The following is a 17,958-nucleotide window of genomic DNA, read 5'->3' as shown; positions in this document are numbered from 1 at the left end:
CAATCCTAAATATTTTTCATAATCTCCACAAAAACACCAGCCAAGATTGGCTGGTGTTTTTGTATCGAAAAGTCGATTGCTTTCTATATTTCCGCTACCCTATTTTATGCAAAAAATGGTATAATTGTATAGATATACAGCGAAGAAAAGGTTTTTATGGTGGATTATTTATCGGTCTCTCAATTGACCAAGTATTTAAAATTAAAATTTGACCGGGATCCTTATCTGGAGCGGGTTTACCTGACGGGTGAGGTATCTAATTTTCGGCGGCGGCCAGCGCATCAATATTTTTCTTTAAAGGATGAAAAAGCTGTTATTCAGGCTACTATTTGGGGTGGAGTATACAAACAGTTGGGTTTTGAGCTAGAAGAGGGGATGAAAATCAATGTTATTGGTCGTATCCAACTGTATGAGCCCAGTGGATCTTATTCCATTATTATTGAAAAGGCTCAGCCTGATGGCATTGGTGCGTTAGCTATAAAGTTTGAGCAGTTGAAAAAAGCGCTAACTAAAGAAGGACTATTTAATCCAGAGTGGAAACAATCTCTGCCTCAGTTTGTACAGAAGATTGGGGTAGTTACTAGTCCAAGCGGAGCCGTCATCAAGGATATAATTACTACGGTTTCTAGGCGGTTTCCAGGTGTAGAAATTGTCCTCTACCCCACTAAGGTGCAGGGAGATGGGGCAGCCCAGGAGATAGCGAGTAATATCCAAGCTGCTAACTTCAGAGATGACTTAGATGTTCTCATTGTTGGTCGTGGCGGTGGGTCTATCGAAGACCTCTGGGCCTTCAATGAAGAGATAGTGGTACGGGCTATTTTCGAGTCACGTATCCCTGTCATTTCCAGTGTGGGGCATGAAACAGATACGACTTTAGCTGATTTTGTGGCCGATAGGCGAGCTGCAACTCCAACTGCTGCGGCGGAATTAGCAACGCCGGTGACCAAAGTGGATATTTTGGCATGGATTTCAGAAAGGGAAAATCGCTCTTATCAGGTAGTTCTCAGAGGCATTCAACAGAGACAGGAGCGCTTGGATAAATTAAGTCATGCGGTCATATTTAGGCAACCTGAACGTCTCTACGATGGTTATTTACAAAAATTGGATAGTTTGATGACTAAGCTACAGACAGTGATGCACCAGACTTATAGGGATAATCTGAATGCAGAGAGGATTCTAAGTCAGCGTCTAGTGTCCTTGGACTTACAGGGGCGTTTGAAGACCCTAAAGGAGAAAATTTACCAGCAGGAGCGTCTATTAAGGAGCAATATGGCCAATAGCTATGATCAGAAGATGGCAAAGGCGGATAAGCTTATGGAGGCCTTGACCATGCTGGATACCAGTCGTATTGTAGCGCGTGGATATGCTATGGTAGAGCAAAAAGGTCATGTAATTGATAGTGTGACTAAGATTGATAAAAAAGAAGAAATGACGATCCGTATGCGGGATGGTCAAGTAGATGTGGAGGTTAAGGATGTCAAAAGAGACGAAAACATTTGAAGAAAATTTAGCAGAATTAGAAGCGGTTGTGACCAAGTTGGAACAGGGAGAAGTGGCTTTAGAAGAAGCTCTTTCTGAGTTCCAAAAGGGGATGAAATTATCAAAGGCCTTGCAAAAAACCTTGCAAGAAGCTGAAAAAACTCTGGTTAAGGTCATGCAGGCAGATGGAACAGAAATAGAGATGGATGCCTAATGGACAAGTTACAAGGAATTGATGCGGCCATCCGTCGCTATTATAGCAAGCAGGTGGTTTCAGAGAAACTGATTGAGGCTATTTTGTATTCTGTCGATGCTGGAGGCAAGCGCATCCGACCTCTTATTCTGCTAGAAATCTTAGAAGGCTTTGGTCTAGCTTTGACAGAGGCTCATTTTGATGTGGCAGCTAGTCTGGAGATGATTCATACGGGCAGTCTGATTCATGATGACTTGCCAGCTATGGATGATGATGATTACCGCAGGGGACGTTTGACCAATCACAAAAAATTTGATGAAGCGACAGCCATATTGGCAGGTGACAGTCTCTTTCTAGATCCTTTCGCTCTCATTGCTGGAACAGCCTTATCTGATAAAATTAAAGTTGAACTTATCCGGCGTTTGTCGATTTCATCTGGAACTTTTGGTATGGTTGGTGGGCAAATGCTAGATATGCAAGGAGAAGGTCAGCGCTTGAACCTAGAACAACTATCTGCTGTTCATGCTCATAAGACGGGATGCTTGCTAGCCTTTCCTTTTGAAGCGGCAGGGATTATTGCTCAGCAGAGTACAGAAGTCCTCCAACAGCTGACTCTGGCTGGAAATTTGGTGGGTCATGCTTTTCAGGTGCGGGACGATATTTTAGATGTAACCGCTAGTTTTGATGAACTTGGCAAGACCCCAATGAAAGATCTCTTGGCTGAAAAATCAACCTACCCAGGTCTTCTTGGTCTAGAGAAATCCTACGAAATACTGGACAATTCTCTCAACCAAGCTCAAGCCATCTTTGCAACCTTGGAGCGACAAGTTGGTTTTAAGCCTAAAAAAATCCAGGAAATGATAGAAAGGTTGCGACTCGATGCCTAAGGAAAGAGTAGATGTTTTAGCCTACAAACAAGGGCTTTTTGAAACGAGGGAGCAGGCCAAAAGAGGTGTCATGGCTGGTTTAGTGGTTTCGGTCATCAATGGAGAGCGCTATGATAAGCCAGGCGAAAAGATTGATGAGGATACCGAGCTCAAACTCAAGGGTGAAAAGCTCAAGTACGTTAGTCGTGGTGGTCTGAAACTGGAAAAGGCCTTGCAAGTTTTCGACCTCTCAGTAGACGATTTAACGACCATAGACATTGGAGCCTCTACCGGTGGCTTTACAGATGTCATGCTACAAAATGGAGCCAAACTCGTCTATGCTGTTGATGTTGGCACCAATCAGCTGGTTTGGAAATTGCGTCAGGATGAGCGGGTTCGTTCCATGGAGCAGTATAATTTCCGTTATGCAGAAAAGGAAGATTTTACTGAAGGGTTGCCAAGCTTTGCTTCCATTGACGTTAGTTTTATTTCCCTCAACTTGATTTTACCAGCCTTGCAGAAAGTTCTACTTGATGGTGGTCGGGTCGTAGCTCTGGTTAAGCCACAATTTGAAGCAGGCCGGGAGGCTATCGGAAAAAATGGAATCGTCCGAGACCAAGCTATTCATGAAAAAGTTTTGGAAAGGGTTATTGGTTTTGCCATGGATTACGGATTTACAGTTAAAGGGTTGGACTTCTCACCCATTCAGGGAGGACATGGCAATATTGAATTTTTAGTATATTTAGAAAAAACTCAGTCACCGCAAAATCTCCTAGGGACTTCAGTAGGAGAAGTCGTGGCTAGAGCACATGGAGAATTTACAAAAGATGAATAAAAAAGAACGGTTAAATGTTATCAAGGACTTAGTGGTCCGCTATCCTATCGACACGCAAGAAGAAATGGTGGAGCGCTTGAAAGAGGTTGGTATTCACGCCACCCAGGCTACGGTATCACGTGATATTAAGGAACTAGGTATTGTCAAGGTTCCTGTGGGCAAGGGCTATATCTATGGCCTACCCAAAACTGGATCTTCCAAGGTTCAGTCCAAAAATGTTCTCAGTATTGATTCGATGGATAAGATGTTGCATCTGAATCTGGTACCAGGTAGTACAGCAGTGGTGAAACGCCAGATTTTGGAGCGCTTCAAAGAGCATATTTTTAGCATTATCACTGATGATGACAGCATTCTCATCATCGTTAAGGAAGAGATGGCTCTTCCGCAAATCGAGCAAACAATAAGGGTTTGGTAGGGCATGTTACTAGAGATTTCCATTAAAAATTTCGCGATTATCCAAGAAGTTTCTCTGACATTTGATAGGGGGATGACGGTCTTGACAGGGGAAACGGGAGCTGGGAAGTCCATCATTATTGATGCCATGAATCTGATGTTAGGAGCTCGGGCGACAACGGATATCATTCGCCACGGCAGTCCTAAGGCGGAGATAGAGGGGCTTTTTTCGCTGGAGAAAAATACAGATTTAGAAGCTCTTCTAGCCCAACAAGGTCTGGAGATGACCGATGAGTTGATTATTCGTAGGGAAGTCCTGGCCAACGGTCGCTCTGTCAGTCGAATCAATGGTCAACTGGTTAACCTATCTGTTTTGAAAGAAGTCGGGCAATTTTTAGTTGATATTCATGGACAACATGATCAGGAAGAATTGATGAAGTCAAGTCATCATATTGGCTTGTTGGATAGCTTTGGTCAAGCTGAATTTCAGGAGTTGAAAGGTCGCTATCAGCAGGCATTCGATGCGTACAGAGACCTTCGTAAACAGGTTCTTGATAAGCAAAAAAATGAGCTAGAGCATAAGGCTAGGATTGAGATGCTGGAATACCAGATTGCAGAGATTGAGGCGGCGGATTTACAAAGCGGTGAGGATGTTGCTCTCCTCCAAGAGAGGGAACGTCTTCTCAACTACAAGCAGATTGCCGATACCTTGACCAATACCTATGCTATGCTGGAAAATGAGGACATGTCCTGTCTATCTAATCTCCGAACTGCCATGAATGATATGCAGTCTGTGGAGGACTATGATAAAGATTATAAAGAAATTTCCCAACACTTGACAGAATCCTACTATGTCATAGAGGATGTTAGCAAGCGATTAGCCGATATCTTAGATGATTTGGACTTTGATAGCAACCGCCTCATGCAGGTAGAGAACCGTTTGGATTTGATTTATTCCCTGACTCGAAAATATGGTGGTCAGGTAGATGATGTCTTGAACTATTTTGCTAAAATAAATCAAGAATACCAGTTATTGACAGGTTCTAGCTTATCTAGTCAAGATTTAGAAGGTCAGCTCAAGCACTTAGAGGCTGATTTAGTTAAAAGTGCAGCGGCGCTTAGTCAAGCTCGCCATGATTTAGCTACTATTTTAGAGGAACAAATTCATCAGGAGTTGCAGGATTTATATATGGACAAGTCCTGTTTCCGTGTGAACTTTACCAAAGGAAAATTTAGTCGTCAGGGCAATGAACAAATCGAGTTTTACATTTCAACAAACCCAGGTGAAGATTTTAAACCCCTCGTCAAAGTGGCTTCTGGTGGAGAGCTATCTCGTCTGATGTTGGCCATCAAATCAGCCTTTGCCAGAAAGGAAGGAAAGACTAGTATTGTCTTTGATGAGGTGGATACAGGTGTTTCTGGTCGTGTGGCCCAGGCTATTGCCCAGAAAATTTATAAGATTGGTCAGTTTGGTCAAGTATTAGCCATTTCCCATCTCCCTCAGGTCATTGCTATTGCGGACAATCAGTTCTTCATCGAGAAGGTTTCAGATGAAAACTCGACAGTTTCACAGGTACGTCTCTTGAGTCAGAAGGAACGTGTCGAAGAAATCGCCAAGATGCTAGCTGGAGATATTGTGACGGAAGCAGCCCGGACTCAGGCTAAGGAATTACTATGTAAACAGCAGAAAAGTCCGGAGTAATGGTTCTATATCAGACTAGAAAGAAGAAGAGATGAATCAAGAAGAAATCTTGCAGGCAGTAGCCGACTATGTAGAGCAAAAAATGACGGGCGAAGGGAGTGGACATGATTGGTGGCATATCGTCCGAGTCCAAAAGATGGCCCAGAAGATTGCTCTGATTGAAGGTGGAAACTCTTTTATCTGTCAGTTGGCTGCCCTAGTCCATGATTTGGTGGATGATAAGTTGGTGGTGGATGAGGCTGCCGGCTTAGCAGAAGTCAGTCATTTATTGGCAGGAAAAGGTGTTCCTCAACCTCAAATAAAGGAGGTTCTGACTATTATTCAGCGTATTTCCTACAAGGCTGGTACCCAGAATCATCTAGTTTTGAGCTTGGAAGGGCAGATTGTGCAGGATGCGGATCGCCTCGATGCCATAGGGGCTATCGGGATTGCTAGGACCATGGCCTACTCGGGTTATAAAAATCGAATTATTCATGATCCAACTGTGACTATCCGAGAAGAGATGACCTTGGAGGAATATCGGAGTCATCAGGGAACAGCCATTGCCCATTTTTATGAAAAATTGTTAAAATTAACGAATTTGATGCATACAGATACTGCAAAAAAATTTGCTCAAGGGCGTCATCAATTTTTGAAAACCTACCTAGAGCAATTTGAAGCAGAATGGGAAGGTAGGCGTTAACCATTTTTACCACACCAGAAAATGCTCCATTTTGGGCATTTTTTGGTATAATAGAACTATTCAATTTTAAAGTAGGAACCTATATGACAGTGAAAATTGTAACAGACTCCAGCAATACTATGGAGCTTGAAGTGGCCCGAGAATTGGGTATCACTATTGTCCCCTTGACAACTATGGTTGATGGGGTAGTCTATTCTGATTTGGATCTAAAAGAAGGGCAATTCTTAGAATTGATGCGAAACAGCAAAGCTCTTCCTAAAACCAGCCAACCTCCAGTTGGTTTGTTTGCAGAAGTTTTTTCTGATTTGGCAAGTGATGGCAGTCAAATTATTGCTATCCATCTTTCTCATGCCCTATCAGGAACGGTAGAAGCTGCTCGGCAAGGTGCTACGCTGTCAGGTGCAGATGTGACGATTATTGATTCTGGTTATACAGACCAGGCTACAAAGTTTCAGGTGCTTGAGGCCGCTCGTTTAGCTAAGGATGGAGCTAGCAAGGAAGAAATCTTAGCAGCTATTGAAGAAATCAAACAGAAAACAGAACTGTATATCGGTGTATCAACCTTGGAAAATCTAGTCAAGGGAGGGCGAATTAGCCGTGTGACAGGTTTGCTGAGTTCCTTGCTCAATATTCGTATTGTCATGACTATGAAGGACCATCAGCTAGAACCAGTAGCCAAGGGTCGTGGGAATAAAACCTTTAAAAAATGGTTAGATGAATTTGTAACCAACCTAGATAGAAGAAAGCCTCTAGAAATTGGGATTTCCTATGCTGGCTCTTCTACCTATGCTTATGAAATGAAGGAGAGGTTGCAGCCCTACGTATCCACTCCCATTTCTGTCTTAGAAACCAGCTCTATTATCCAAACCCATACGGGAGAGGATGCATGGGCAATCTTGGTGCGTTATGAATAGTCGGAAAGTATTGCAAGGACTGGTCTTCTTTTTTACTAGCCTTCTTGGTTTTCTCCTTTTTTTTCATCTTTTGGTGCCGTCTGCTCAACCAGTCCTTTCCAAGGCAGACTATACAAAATCGAAAATCAAGCGCTTCTCCTATGTGGCCTTAGGTGATTCTTTAACTCAAGGAGTGGGTGATACAACCAACCAAGGTGGTTTTGTCCCCCTAGTAGCCCAGAGCTTGACCAACGATGAAGGTTACCAAGTGGATGCCCAGAATTTTGGAGTGGCCGGCAATACCAGCAATCAGATTCTGAAACGGATGGAGGAGAATCCAGAAATTGCGGATGCCTTGGCTAAGGCGGACCTGATGACCTTGACTGTGGGTGGAAATGATTTACGTAAAGTGATTTTGGACAATATTACCAGCTTAAAAATAACAACCTTTAAGAAGCCTTCTATTGCCTATAGCAAGCGGCTTCTAAGAATAATTGAGCTAGCTAGAAAAGACAATCCAAATCTCCCCATCTACGTGCTAGGAATCTATAATCCTTTTTACCTGAATTTCCCGGAGATGACGGATATGCAAGTAATCGTAGATAATTGGAACCAGACAACGCAGGAAACCGTTGACAAGCTAGATAAGGTTTATTTTGTGCCCATCAATGACCTTCTCTATCAAGGAATTGACGGTCAAGAAGGAGTCGTCCAGACATCCGGTGACGACACCAAAATTATCAATGATGCCCTTTATCAAGGTGATAATTTCCATCCCAACAACACAGGTTATGAAATCATGAAACGAGCAGTATTGGAGAAAATGAGTGAAACAAAAGACGACTGGAAAAACTAATATTTGGAAATGGCTTTTTCTTCTTTTATTGTCTGCAGTTTTGGGACTAGGGCTAGTGTTGTTCAATCGTATGACGACTTTTCGAGAAGATACTAGCCAAATTGCTATCCCAAAAGAGACAGAGACAAAGATTGGCACGTTTACCACCACGAGAAATCAACTCAACGATACAGTGGCGACTTATCTGGAAGACTATCAAAGCAAGGATTTTTCCTATAAGCTATATGCTAGTAATCAGTTGGTCCTATTTGAGGGAGAGTATTTGATCTTGGGGCAAAAAATTCCACTTTATATCTATTTTCAACCAAGTAAATTGGCTGATGGTAGCGTTCTGCTGACGGTGTCTGAAGTTTCAGCAGGAACCTTAGGATTACCTCGCGCTGAGATTTTAACCTATCTCAAAAAAAATTACAAGCTACCGAATTTTATTACAGTGGATGTAAATAAGAGCGCTATCCATATTCATACAACCAAAATTACCAATGATTTGGGAATTTATGTAAAGGCTAATACGATTGATCTCTACAATGATCAGATTATCTTTGATATTTACCGGAAAAAATAGGCTTTGCATGTAAAAAGCTTGACCAATTCAAGTTTTTTCGGTAATATAGTGGGGTGAGTATTAACTCAGAAAATTTTTGGAGGATTTAGCAAGATGGCTAACAAACAAGATTTGATTGCAAAAGTTGCAGATGCAACTTCATTGACTAAGAAGGATTCAGCAGCAGCTGTAGATGCAGTATTCGCAGCAGTAGCTGACTACCTTGCAGCTGGTGAAAAAGTTCAGTTGATCGGTTTTGGTAACTTCGAAGTTCGCGAACGCGCAGCTCGCAAAGGTCGTAACCCACAATCAGGTGAAGAAATCACTATTGCAGCTTCAAAAGTTCCAGCATTCAAAGCTGGTAAAGCCCTTAAAGACGCTGTTAAATAATTGCGACTTAAAAAGCCCGTCATATCAAGCTTTCTAGCTTGTATGATGGGCTTTTGTTCTTGTATTTTAAAATATGAAATTTATCTTTGGCTAATCTGTGCTATAATATAAAAAATAAGATAGGGAGTTTGGCATCATGTCCCAAGAAGAATTTCTCAAGGTTTTTAATGATTTGGAGCAGACCCTGCAGAATAAGTATGATACGATGGACACGATTTATGATTTGCTAGAGCGAGAGAAAAATGCAATAGAAAATAATCCAATAAAGGCTAATTGGGAGATTTTGGATATTGCTAGACGCTTGCGCAATATCCTAGCCCATGAGACTAGGACTAATTTGCCTGTGGTGGCGACCCCTTCCCAGCAAATCATTGATGTCCTAAAAAAAGTGACCCATGATTACCAACATCCCAAGACCCTGGGTGATTTTTTGGCAGAAGGGAAGCGGGAAAAGATTTTATCATTCCAGCTTCAGGATCGATTGACAGCTGTTTTGAAAGCTATCCATGAAAAGCATTTCAATCAGTTTCCGGTCTTTGATGGAGATGGTTATGTGGGTCTGATTTCCAATAATGGCATTGCCAATTGGTTGGCTCATCTTAGTGAAAAAGGAAGTTTTTCTGGCTTGGATTTGCAGGATGTAAGGATAGCAGAGATTTTGCCTTTTGAGGAAAATGGCGATACTGTCATCAGTCTTTCTAAGGAAAGCAGTTTATCTGAGACTCTACATCATTTTACAGGTACTAAGGTACGTGTGGCGCTTGTCTGCCATCGAAAAAATCTATCCATCCATTCACCAGCAGATATTGCTGGTATCATCACCAAGTCTGACATAGGCCAGATGGTCAAAGATTTACAGTGAGCACTACTTATAGAAAAAATGCCTGATACAAGTCAAGCATTTTTTTGTTGTTCTAATAGTTGCTATCAAGAGGTATTTCAATGATTGGTAGTATGTTTGATGGAATAAGTGGTTGCTGATCAGTGACTGTTAGTATTGGCAATATAAACACCTGTAATAATTAGAAAGACACCGATGGCTTGATAGTATGAAAAATATTCCTCCAAGAAAATGGAACCAGCAAGAATGGATACAACGGTGGCTACACCAATATAAGATGAGGTCCGATTCACACCAATATTGGCGATGGCCACATTGGTGAGGAAGAAAGCAACGACGGAACAGCCGATGGCTTGATAGAGTATAGCCAGGAGGAAATGGTGGTTCGTGAGTGGTAAAGTTAATAATGCTGTTATTTCTCCTTGGAATATAGCCTCTAGCAAGGCCAAAGAAACAAAGATAAGAGCCCCTGCTGATAGCATCATAAAGGTAATTTCAGCACTACTATAGTTAGAAGCTTTTTCAACAAAAACACTGTAGAGTGCGTAGGACAAGATGGCTAGGAATAAGAAACTATAACCTGAAAGAGACAGGCTTGAACTAGCCCCCACAGATATGATGGTGACCAGGACTCCAAAAAGGGTAAAGAGGATGCCAGCAGTCTGGAGTTTGGTTGGAGGTTTTTTGAGAATGATAGCTGAGGCTATTAGAGAAGCGACTGGAATGCAAGCTAGGAAGACACCGGATTCTGAAGCAGTGGTGTGGTTGATGCCGATTGTTTCGCCGATAAAATAGAGAACAGGGCTAAAGAGAGCGACGAGTATGAGAGGTTTGAGAGATTTTCCTGTAAGGTCAATCTTGATGAGGCCAATTAAAATACAAAAATTCATCACTAGAGTCGCTAAAAGAAACCGCCATCCTAGTAGTGCGAATTCTGAGGCAGTAGAGGTGGCTTGCTTAGTAAATATATAACTGAGCCCGTATAGTATTTCACATGTGATTGCACTCATGCTACCAATAAAAAATTTTTTCTTTTTTGCATCCATCATGTACCTCCACACTATATATGATTGCTCTGTTACCTATATTATACTGCTGGTTAGATAGACACGTCAACGGTATTGGGCCTTATCTTGGTACTATTCTCTTAAGTTCTGGGCTTTTAATACGAACTTTGAGGAATGCTCTTGTAAGTGTTTACAGAATGATTTAGAATGAGGCTAAGAAGTATACAAAGTGAGGTATCTTTTATGACAAAAGGTCTAAAAATTGCAACCATCGGTGGTGGTTCTAGCTATACACCTGAGTTGATGGAAGGTTTTATCAAGCGCTATGAGGAACTACCGATTAAGGAAATCTGGCTAGTTGATGTCGAAGCGGGCCGTGAGAAGCAAGAAATTGTTGGTGCGATGGCCCAGCGGATGTGGGATGCTTCTCCTTATGATGTCAAGGTTTATACTACTCTCAATCGAGAAGAAGCCCTCAAGGATGCAGACTTTGTAACCACTCAGTTTCGGGTAGGTCAGCTCAATGCTCGTATCAAGGACGAACGCATTCCTTTCTCTTATGGACTTTTGGGACAGGAAACAAATGGAGCTGGAGGGATGTTTAAGGCTTTTCGGACTATTCCAGTCATTTTAGATGTAGTAGAAGATATGAAGCGACTTTGTCCCAATGCTTGGTTGATTAACTTTGCCAATCCAAGTGGTATGGTGACGGAAGCTGTTCTGCGCTATGGCAAATGGGACCGTGTCATTGGTCTTTGCAATGTGCCTGTTATGGCTAAGATGACAGAGGCGATTATGCTGGATAGTCCAGCAGAGGATTTGATTTATAAATTTGCTGGTGTGAATCATTTCCACTGGCATAAGGTGGCAGACAAGGAGGGCAATGACGTTACACCTCAGATTATTGACAAGCTCTACCAAGAGGACAATGGTCTGCCTAAAAATATCCATGGAGTGCCTTTCTACAGAGAGCAGCTTGACCAGATGAACATGATTCCTTGTGGTTACCATCAGTATTACTACCGTGCTGAGGAAATGCTGGCTCATGGCTTGGAAGACTACGCCACAGTTGGTACCCGAGCGGAGCAAGTTAAGGCTTTGGAGCATGAACTTTTTGAACTGTATAAAGATCCTGCCCTAAACTACAAGCCTAAGCAATTGGAAGAGCGGGGCGGAGCCTATTATTCAGATGCAGCGTGTGAAACCATCGCGTCCATTTATGCCAACAAAAATACTGAAATAGTGGTTTCTACCCGTAATGATGGTGCTGTTCCGGATTTACCAGCTGACTGTGCTGTTGAAGTAACAGCTTACCTAGGTTCGCAAGGGGCGAGAAATGTGGCATTCGGACCGCTACCAACGGCTGAGCGAGGCTGGTTACAGGTGATGAAGGCAATGGAACTGCTGACTATTGAGGCGGCTGTGACAGGTAATTATGCCCTGGCTCTTCAAGCCTTTACTATCAACCCATTGATTCCATCTGGAGCAACAGCGAAGCGGGTGATGGACGAGCTCTTTATTGCCCATAAGGCCTATCTACCACAGTTTGCAGAGACAATTGCAAAATTGGAAGCAGAAGGCATCAGCATTAAGGATGAAAAAGTTCAAGAGTTGATGTAGATTGATATAGAAAAGAAGACCCACTGGTCTTCTTGTTTTATTTTATGTCCAACTTTTTCGATTAAGCTCCTTATTGGTCAAGCATGTTTTCATTTTCTTTTACAATTTCTGTGAAGCGGTGGGTGAAAAGGGCAGTCATCCCCCAGATGGTTTCGCCTTCGTGCTCGTAGAAGGGAATGGTCCAATCTCGGTTGCTAAAAGGGTAATCTGGTCCTTTGCGAATGCGCTCAAAAGGAAAGTTTTGCTGGTTATCAACTTTTAAGGTGAGTGAATGATAGGTTGGGGCTTCTTCCAATACTGTTTTCAAAGGCACAGTGAATAGTTTCGCCACCTCATCAGTATTTGGCTGAATCGTTTGCCAATCTTCAACAAGTAGTTGACCAACAAAGCAGTGAATGGTCCGATGTTGGTGGACAAGATAATCTATCTCACCAAAAACTGCGATTTGCTCTGGTTGGAGGAGTAGCTCCTCACAGGTTTCGCGGATAGCAGCTTCTAAAAGGGTCTCGCCACTCTCCACAGAACCACCAGGAAAGGATACTTCACCTGGCTGTGAAATGGTCTCGCTGCGGACCTGATAGAGAATTTGCCATTCATCTTTGATTTTAATCAATGGCAAAAGGATACTGTAAACTTTTTTTTGACCTATCGGTTGGGGAATATAACTGGAGAACAACTCTTTCATAGAAAAACTAACTTCCTCGAAAATAATCTATTTTCTCTTATCTTACAAAAGTTTTAGTTTGTGGTCAACAACCTAGTTTGGGAGCGCTATTTTCTGCGGATTTTATGGTAAAATAGAATCAGAAACTATTCAAGGAGACTCAAAATGTCTGATGTATTACAATTTGGCTATGGTCAGTTTGTTGCTGAAATGCAACTCAAGCGCCTCAATCGTCATGGCATTATCGCAGGAGCAACAGGTACTGGTAAAACAGTGACTCTGAAGGTCTTGGCTGAGCAGATGAGTGATCTGGGGATTCCGGTCTTTCTTTCGGATATCAAGGGAGATTTGATGAGTCTAGCTCAGGAAAATACAGCAGCTGTTTCACCAGAACGACTGGAGGCAACTCGTTACGGACTTTATGAGCCAGCCAGCTATCCAGTCGAGCTTTGGGATGTTGCTGGTGACAAGGGAATTCCTGTTCGTATAACTATTTCAGAGATGGGGCCTGTACTCTTGAGCCGTCTCTTGGGGCTCAATGAAACCCAGGCAAGTATTCTCCATATCGTATTTAGCGTGGCCGATGAACGTGGTCTTTTGCTGATTGATATGATGGATCTACGTGCTATGCTCAATTTCGTAGCAGAACATGCAGATGAGTTGAGTCAGTACTATGGCAATATTCCAGCCCGCTCAGTCGGGGCTATACTACGGAGTCTAGTGGTTCTAGAGCAACAGGGAGGTAGGGTATTCTTTGGCGAACCAAGTTTGGAAATTTCGGATCTGATGCGTACAGATGATGATGGGAGAGGTATCATCAACATTCTCAATGCCACTCAGCTCTTTAGTCAACCGACTCTGTATTCGACTGTTCTTCTTGCCCTCTTATCGGAACTCTATGAAGTCTTGCCAGAAGTGGGAGATTTAGATAAGCCTAAAATGGTCTTCTTCTTTGACGAGGCCCATGTTCTCTTTAAAGATGCACCGAAGGTGTTGCTAGAAAAAATCGAGCTGATTGTTCGACTAATTCGCTCCAAAGGTGTAGGGGTTTTCTTCGTCACCCAGAACCCAACCGATATACCCGATAGTATAGCCAGTCAGCTGGGTAATCGTATTCAGCATGGCCTCCGTGCCTTTACTCCTAAGGAATTGAAAACAGTAACTGTGGTGGCTGATACATTCCGCCAACAAACGGATCAAGATTTAGCTCAGGTCATCCAAGAACTCAAGGTTGGAGAAGCAGTTGTCTCTGTTTTGGGGGCAGATGGCACACCAACTTATGCGGATCGAGTGATGATTTATCCGCCTAAGAGCCTTTTGGGAACTGCCGATCCTAGCTTGGTTAATGCTCTTATCAATCACTCTAAACTCATGGACAAGTATGCAGAAGCGATTGATCGCGAGTCAGCCCACGAACAAATCGAGATTTGGGCTCAGGAAAAAGAGGCAGCTTTGCAAGAGCGCCTTGAAAAAGAAAACGCTCAAAAAGCGCAAAAGATGGCTGATAAAGTCGAAAAGACTGAGAAAAAAGAAGCTAAGAAAGCAAGTGCTCCGCGTAGAACGGATTCACCGATGGATCGTTTTACTAAGAATGTTATGTCAGCTGTTGGCCGAGAAGCTGGTCGCATCCTCATGCGAGGGATTACAGGTATGCTGACAGGGAAAAAATAAGTTTAATAGAGATTGGCCTAGTCCAGTCTCTTTTTGAGTTTCAACTTATCAGAGTGACTTTATGAAATAGTTTTCAGAAAAGCTAAATTTTCAACAAAGATAGAAACAAGTTTCTAAAATCGAAAAAACATTGAAAAATGTTTCTGAATAAGGTAAACTAGAAATGTAAGCGATTCCCAAGAAAGAGGCTTTATGAAAAACAAACAAATCATTCTTCCGATTATTGAGTCCTCTATCGATAGCATGACACAATTGGAGAAAGAGATTGCACATTATTTTTTATATGAAGATCCAGCAGATATTACTACCAAGGTAGTGGCTCAGGTTCTACATGTGTCAAAAGCTAGCTTGACACGATTTGCACAAAAATGTGGCTTTAAGGGCTATCGTGAGTTTGCCTTTGAATACCAACGCTATAGGGAGCAGCGGGAACGGCAATTTTCTACCATTCATCAAGAATTAACTAAGAAAGTGTTGTCTGACTATGATGAAATCCTGACCAAGACCTATTCCTTGGTTGATGAAGCTCAGATTTTACGCATTAGTCAACGATTGGAGAAAGCAAAACGAGTTTATTTTTATGGAAAAGGCTTATCCAGCCTGGTTTCACAAGAAATGAAAATTCGCTTCATGCGGCTAGGCTTGATTTGTGAAGCTGTGACAGATGGGCACATGTTGCAGTGGATGGATAATGTGATTGATTCAGAATGCTTGGTTATAGGCCAGTCTATTTCTGGGAAAACGTTAGCAGTCGTAGAAGGGTTAAGGAAGGCAAAGCAAAAAGGAGCGTATACGATTTTGATGTCAACGCAGAAGCTCGAAAAGGATGATATAGCAGATGAGGTGCTACTTGTGGCATCTGCTAAAAACCTCAGCTATGGCAATCGTATTTCTCCCCAATTTCCACTATTATTGATGGTGGACTTGCTTTATGCTCATTTTATGGCCAATAATCAGAATGAAAAAGAAAGGCGCTTCAATCGTACAATTATCAATAAATGAAGGAGGTTAGATTATTTTGAAAAAAGAGAAATTTTTAGAGGCGATAAAAGGGGGCATTATTGTCTCTTGTCAGGCCTTGCCAGGAGAACCGCTTTACAGCGAAAATGGTGGGATTATGCCTCTCTTTGCGAAAGCAGCTGAAGAAGCGGGGGCTGTTGGGATTCGGGCCAATTCGGTTCGGGATATTAAGGAGATTCAAGCAGTAACCAAACTGCCTATTATCGGAATTATCAAACGAGATTATCTACCGCAGGAGCCTTTTATCACTGCTACCATGAAGGAAGTAGATGAGCTGGCTGAGCTAGATATCGCAGTCATTGCCTTAGATTGTACTTTTAGAGAACGCCATGATGGCTTGAGCATTTCAGAATTTATTGGAGCAGTGAAGAAAAAATATCCTAAACAACTCTTTATGGCCGATATTTCAACTTTTGAAGAAGGAGTTGCGGCATATGAGGAAGGGATTGATCTGATTGGTACGACTCTTTCTGGTTACACGACTTATAGCAGACAAGAAGATGGACCAGATATGGAACTCATCGATCAACTATGTAAAGCAGGGCTTCCTGTGATTGCTGAAGGGAAAATTCATACTCCAGAGCAGGCTAGCCAAATTCAGAAGTTGGGGGTGGCAGGAATTGTAGTTGGAGGAGCCATTACTCGTCCCAAAGAAATTGCCCAACGTTTTATTTCAGCCTTGTAAACTAATATTCATAAAGGAGAAGAAAAATGGATTTTAAGAAATTTTCAAAACTCAGTCAGGCCTTTATGCTACCGATTTCCATCCTTCCGGTTGCAGGTCTCTTGCTCGGAATTGGAGGAGCCTTATCCAATACCAACGCTGTGTCCCAGTTCCCGCTTTTAAACCAAGAGTGGTTGCAGGTGATATTTAAGATTATGAGTACCGCTGGCGGCGCGGTCTTTGCAAATTTGGCTCTCATCTTTGCTATCGGTGTTGCGGTTGGTTTGGCAGATGCTGACAAGGGGACAGCAGGTCTCTCTGCTGGTGTAGCCTATCTAGTTTATACTGCTACGATTAGCGGTTTCTTGACTATTTTTTCAGAAGAAGGAGCTAGCATTGATACAGGAGTTTTGGGAGCCCTAATCATTGGCTTGGTGGTCGTAGCCCTGCATAATCGTTATCGCAAAATCGAGCTACCAGCTTATTTGAGTTTCTTTGGTGGTTCTAGATTTATTCCGATAGTATCTTCCTTTGCAGCTATCGCTATTGGGTCGATCTTTTATGTCATTTGGCCACCTGTCCAAGATGCCTTAGTGGTATTTGGTGAAAAAATTGCAGATATGGGAAGTTTTGGTACTTTTCTATATGGTTTCTTCCTACGTTTGACAGGAGCTTTTGGCCTACATCATACCATTTATCCAATGTTTTGGTATACTTCTTTAGGCGGTTCAGAAGTAGTAGCTGGTGAAACCATCCAAGGAGCTCAAAATATCTTCTTTGCGCAACTAGGGGACCCAAATCATACTGGTCTCTTTACCTATGGTACTCGTTTCTTTGCGGGTCGCTTTGCAACGATGATGTTTGGTTTGCCAGCTTCCTGCTTAGCTATGTACCATACTATTCCAAAGGAAAACCGCAAGAAATTCGGCAGTTTTTATTCAAGTAGTGCACTTACCTCTATCTTGACTGGTATTACTGAACCTATCGAGTTTGCCTTTCTCTTTGTAGCACCATGGTTGTATGTGGTGCATGCTTTCTTAGACGGTGTCTCTTTCTTCATTGCTGACCTCCTCCAAATTCGTATCGGGAACTCTTTCTCAGGTGGCTTGATTGACTTTACCATTTTTGGTATTTTTCAAGGCAATGCTCAAACCAACTGGATTTTGGTTCTTCCTATTGGTGCTCTTTGGGCAGCGATGTACTATTTTGTCTTTAAATTCCTGATTACTAAGTTTAAAGTGGCGATTCCGGGTATGGAAACTGGTGAAGCAGAGTCTAGTCATTCCTCTAAGATGATGGCAAATGGAAATAGCCTTCATGACCTTTCTATCAACATCATTGATGCATTGGGTGGTGATGCGAATATAGAGGATGTGACAGCTTGTGCAACTCGTCTTCGTGTCTCCCTAAAAGACAGTTCTCTGGTAGATAAGGACGTCCTCAAAGCAATTGGGGCTACAGCTGTATTGGATGTGAAAAATGGTATTCAGGCAATCTATGGTGGCAAGGCCATCCTGTATAGCCAAGAAATTAACCAGATTCTCGGGCGTGAAGAATAAGAAATTCAGAGATTGGACCCAGTCCAGTCTCTTTTTTGAAGTAAAATTGTTTACAAATGTAATCGAAATGTGTATAATA

Annotated in this window: 19 protein-coding genes; 17 read left to right on the top strand and 2 right to left on the bottom strand. The window is 42.3% G+C overall.

Annotated features, from left to right (window positions below; translation table 11 throughout):
* The first annotated feature begins 156 nt into the window (after positions 1–156).
* From xseA to F602_RS0109440, 12 genes are all read left to right on the top strand, one after another.
* The gene (gene xseA, locus F602_RS0109495; protein ID WP_018167747.1) at positions 157–1,500 is read left to right on the top strand and encodes an exodeoxyribonuclease VII large subunit; all 1,344 of its coding nucleotides are present in this window, start codon (positions 157–159) and stop codon (positions 1,498–1,500) included.
* Entirely contained in the window at positions 1,475–1,693 is a 219-nt protein-coding gene (locus tag F602_RS0109490; protein WP_018167746.1) for an exodeoxyribonuclease VII small subunit, read from the top strand. Before xseA ends, F602_RS0109490 begins: the two co-directional genes overlap by 26 nt.
* The gene (locus F602_RS0109485) at positions 1,693–2,559 is read left to right on the top strand and encodes a polyprenyl synthetase family protein (RefSeq protein WP_018167745.1); all 867 of its coding nucleotides are present in this window, start codon (positions 1,693–1,695) and stop codon (positions 2,557–2,559) included. Before F602_RS0109490 ends, F602_RS0109485 begins: the two co-directional genes overlap by 1 nt.
* On the top strand, positions 2,552–3,373 hold the full coding sequence (locus tag F602_RS0109480; RefSeq protein ID WP_018167744.1) for a TlyA family RNA methyltransferase: 822 nt from the start codon (positions 2,552–2,554) through the stop codon (positions 3,371–3,373). Before F602_RS0109485 ends, F602_RS0109480 begins: the two co-directional genes overlap by 8 nt.
* On the top strand, positions 3,366–3,788 hold the full coding sequence (locus F602_RS0109475) for an arginine repressor (RefSeq protein ID WP_026183404.1): 423 nt from the start codon (positions 3,366–3,368) through the stop codon (positions 3,786–3,788). Before F602_RS0109480 ends, F602_RS0109475 begins: the two co-directional genes overlap by 8 nt.
* A 3-nt stretch (positions 3,789–3,791) precedes the next feature.
* Entirely contained in the window at positions 3,792–5,468 is a 1,677-nt protein-coding gene (gene recN / locus F602_RS0109470; protein ID WP_018167742.1) for a DNA repair protein RecN, read from the top strand.
* Positions 5,469–5,499: 31 nt separating this feature from the next.
* Positions 5,500–6,150, top strand: coding sequence for an HD domain-containing protein (locus F602_RS0109465; protein ID WP_018167741.1), 651 nt, complete (start codon positions 5,500–5,502; stop codon positions 6,148–6,150).
* An 83-nt stretch (positions 6,151–6,233) separates the two neighbouring features.
* The gene (locus F602_RS0109460; protein ID WP_018167740.1) at positions 6,234–7,064 is read left to right on the top strand and encodes a DegV family protein; all 831 of its coding nucleotides are present in this window, start codon (positions 6,234–6,236) and stop codon (positions 7,062–7,064) included.
* Positions 7,057–7,899, top strand: coding sequence for an SGNH/GDSL hydrolase family protein (locus tag F602_RS0109455; RefSeq protein WP_018167739.1), 843 nt, complete (start codon positions 7,057–7,059; stop codon positions 7,897–7,899). The genes F602_RS0109460 and F602_RS0109455 overlap by 8 nt, the downstream gene beginning before the upstream one ends.
* Entirely contained in the window at positions 7,871–8,464 is a 594-nt protein-coding gene (locus F602_RS0109450) for a YpmS family protein (RefSeq protein ID WP_018167738.1), read from the top strand. The genes F602_RS0109455 and F602_RS0109450 overlap by 29 nt, the downstream gene beginning before the upstream one ends.
* A gap of 93 nt (positions 8,465–8,557) precedes the next feature.
* Entirely contained in the window at positions 8,558–8,833 is a 276-nt protein-coding gene (locus F602_RS0109445) for an HU family DNA-binding protein (protein ID WP_018167737.1), read from the top strand.
* A 136-nt stretch (positions 8,834–8,969) separates the two neighbouring features.
* Positions 8,970–9,695, top strand: coding sequence for a CBS domain-containing protein (locus F602_RS0109440; protein ID WP_018167736.1), 726 nt, complete (start codon positions 8,970–8,972; stop codon positions 9,693–9,695).
* Positions 9,696–9,814: 119 nt separating this feature from the next.
* Here F602_RS0109440 and F602_RS0109435 read toward each other — a convergent pair whose 3' ends face one another.
* Entirely contained in the window at positions 9,815–10,723 is a 909-nt protein-coding gene (locus F602_RS0109435) for a DMT family transporter (protein WP_026183403.1), read from the bottom strand.
* Positions 10,724–10,924: 201 nt separating this feature from the next.
* On the opposite strand from F602_RS0109435, the gene F602_RS0109430 reads away from it, so the two are divergent.
* On the top strand, positions 10,925–12,301 hold the full coding sequence (locus F602_RS0109430) for a 6-phospho-beta-glucosidase (protein ID WP_018167734.1): 1,377 nt from the start codon (positions 10,925–10,927) through the stop codon (positions 12,299–12,301).
* A gap of 70 nt (positions 12,302–12,371) precedes the next feature.
* On the opposite strand, the gene F602_RS0109425 is transcribed toward F602_RS0109430, so the two are convergent.
* A complete protein-coding gene (locus F602_RS0109425) occupies positions 12,372–12,986 on the bottom strand; it encodes an NUDIX hydrolase (protein WP_018167733.1) in 615 nt (204 codons plus the stop codon).
* 144 nt (positions 12,987–13,130) lie between these two features.
* On the opposite strand from F602_RS0109425, the gene F602_RS0109420 reads away from it, so the two are divergent.
* The 4 genes from F602_RS0109420 (at position 13,131) to F602_RS0109405 (ending at position 17,879) form a co-directional block, all read left to right on the top strand.
* A complete protein-coding gene (locus tag F602_RS0109420; RefSeq protein WP_018167732.1) occupies positions 13,131–14,636 on the top strand; it encodes a helicase HerA-like domain-containing protein in 1,506 nt (501 codons plus the stop codon).
* Between the two features lie 192 nt (positions 14,637–14,828).
* Entirely contained in the window at positions 14,829–15,638 is an 810-nt protein-coding gene (locus tag F602_RS0109415) for a MurR/RpiR family transcriptional regulator (protein WP_018167731.1), read from the top strand.
* Between the two features lie 16 nt (positions 15,639–15,654).
* The gene (locus F602_RS0109410; protein ID WP_018167730.1) at positions 15,655–16,341 is read left to right on the top strand and encodes an N-acetylmannosamine-6-phosphate 2-epimerase; all 687 of its coding nucleotides are present in this window, start codon (positions 15,655–15,657) and stop codon (positions 16,339–16,341) included.
* A 26-nt stretch (positions 16,342–16,367) separates the two neighbouring features.
* Positions 16,368–17,879, top strand: coding sequence for a PTS transporter subunit EIIC (locus F602_RS0109405; protein WP_018167729.1), 1,512 nt, complete (start codon positions 16,368–16,370; stop codon positions 17,877–17,879).
* The last annotated feature ends 79 nt before the right edge of the window (positions 17,880–17,958 follow it).

This window comes from Streptococcus minor DSM 17118 (assembly GCF_000377005.1).
In the GTDB taxonomy this organism is placed as follows: Bacteria; Bacillota; Bacilli; order Lactobacillales; family Streptococcaceae; genus Streptococcus; species Streptococcus minor.
Note: the sequence above shows the minus strand (reverse complement) of the source record. Positions and strands in the feature narration are given on the sequence as shown.

Bases quoted from the DNA above. Each gene is read 5' to 3' on its own strand.
- xseA (WP_018167747.1), top strand. From the start codon at position 157: ATGGTGGATTATTTATCGGTCTCTCAATTGACCAAGTATTTAAAATTA.
- F602_RS0109490 (WP_018167746.1), top strand. From the start codon at position 1,475: ATGTCAAAAGAGACGAAAACATTTGAAGAAAATTTAGCAGAATTAGAA.
- F602_RS0109485 (WP_018167745.1), top strand. From the start codon at position 1,693: ATGGACAAGTTACAAGGAATTGATGCGGCCATCCGTCGCTATTATAGC.
- F602_RS0109480 (WP_018167744.1), top strand. From the start codon at position 2,552: ATGCCTAAGGAAAGAGTAGATGTTTTAGCCTACAAACAAGGGCTTTTT.
- F602_RS0109475 (WP_026183404.1), top strand. From the start codon at position 3,366: ATGAATAAAAAAGAACGGTTAAATGTTATCAAGGACTTAGTGGTCCGC.
- recN (WP_018167742.1), top strand. From the start codon at position 3,792: ATGTTACTAGAGATTTCCATTAAAAATTTCGCGATTATCCAAGAAGTT.
- F602_RS0109465 (WP_018167741.1), top strand. From the start codon at position 5,500: ATGAATCAAGAAGAAATCTTGCAGGCAGTAGCCGACTATGTAGAGCAA.
- F602_RS0109460 (WP_018167740.1), top strand. From the start codon at position 6,234: ATGACAGTGAAAATTGTAACAGACTCCAGCAATACTATGGAGCTTGAA.
- F602_RS0109455 (WP_018167739.1), top strand. From the start codon at position 7,057: ATGAATAGTCGGAAAGTATTGCAAGGACTGGTCTTCTTTTTTACTAGC.
- F602_RS0109445 (WP_018167737.1), top strand. From the start codon at position 8,558: ATGGCTAACAAACAAGATTTGATTGCAAAAGTTGCAGATGCAACTTCA.
- F602_RS0109440 (WP_018167736.1), top strand. From the start codon at position 8,970: ATGTCCCAAGAAGAATTTCTCAAGGTTTTTAATGATTTGGAGCAGACC.
- F602_RS0109435 (WP_026183403.1), bottom strand. From the start codon at position 10,723: ATGATGGATGCAAAAAAGAAAAAATTTTTTATTGGTAGCATGAGTGCA.
- F602_RS0109430 (WP_018167734.1), top strand. From the start codon at position 10,925: ATGACAAAAGGTCTAAAAATTGCAACCATCGGTGGTGGTTCTAGCTAT.
- F602_RS0109425 (WP_018167733.1), bottom strand. From the start codon at position 12,986: ATGAAAGAGTTGTTCTCCAGTTATATTCCCCAACCGATAGGTCAAAAA.
- F602_RS0109420 (WP_018167732.1), top strand. From the start codon at position 13,131: ATGTCTGATGTATTACAATTTGGCTATGGTCAGTTTGTTGCTGAAATG.
- F602_RS0109415 (WP_018167731.1), top strand. From the start codon at position 14,829: ATGAAAAACAAACAAATCATTCTTCCGATTATTGAGTCCTCTATCGAT.
- F602_RS0109405 (WP_018167729.1), top strand. From the start codon at position 16,368: ATGGATTTTAAGAAATTTTCAAAACTCAGTCAGGCCTTTATGCTACCG.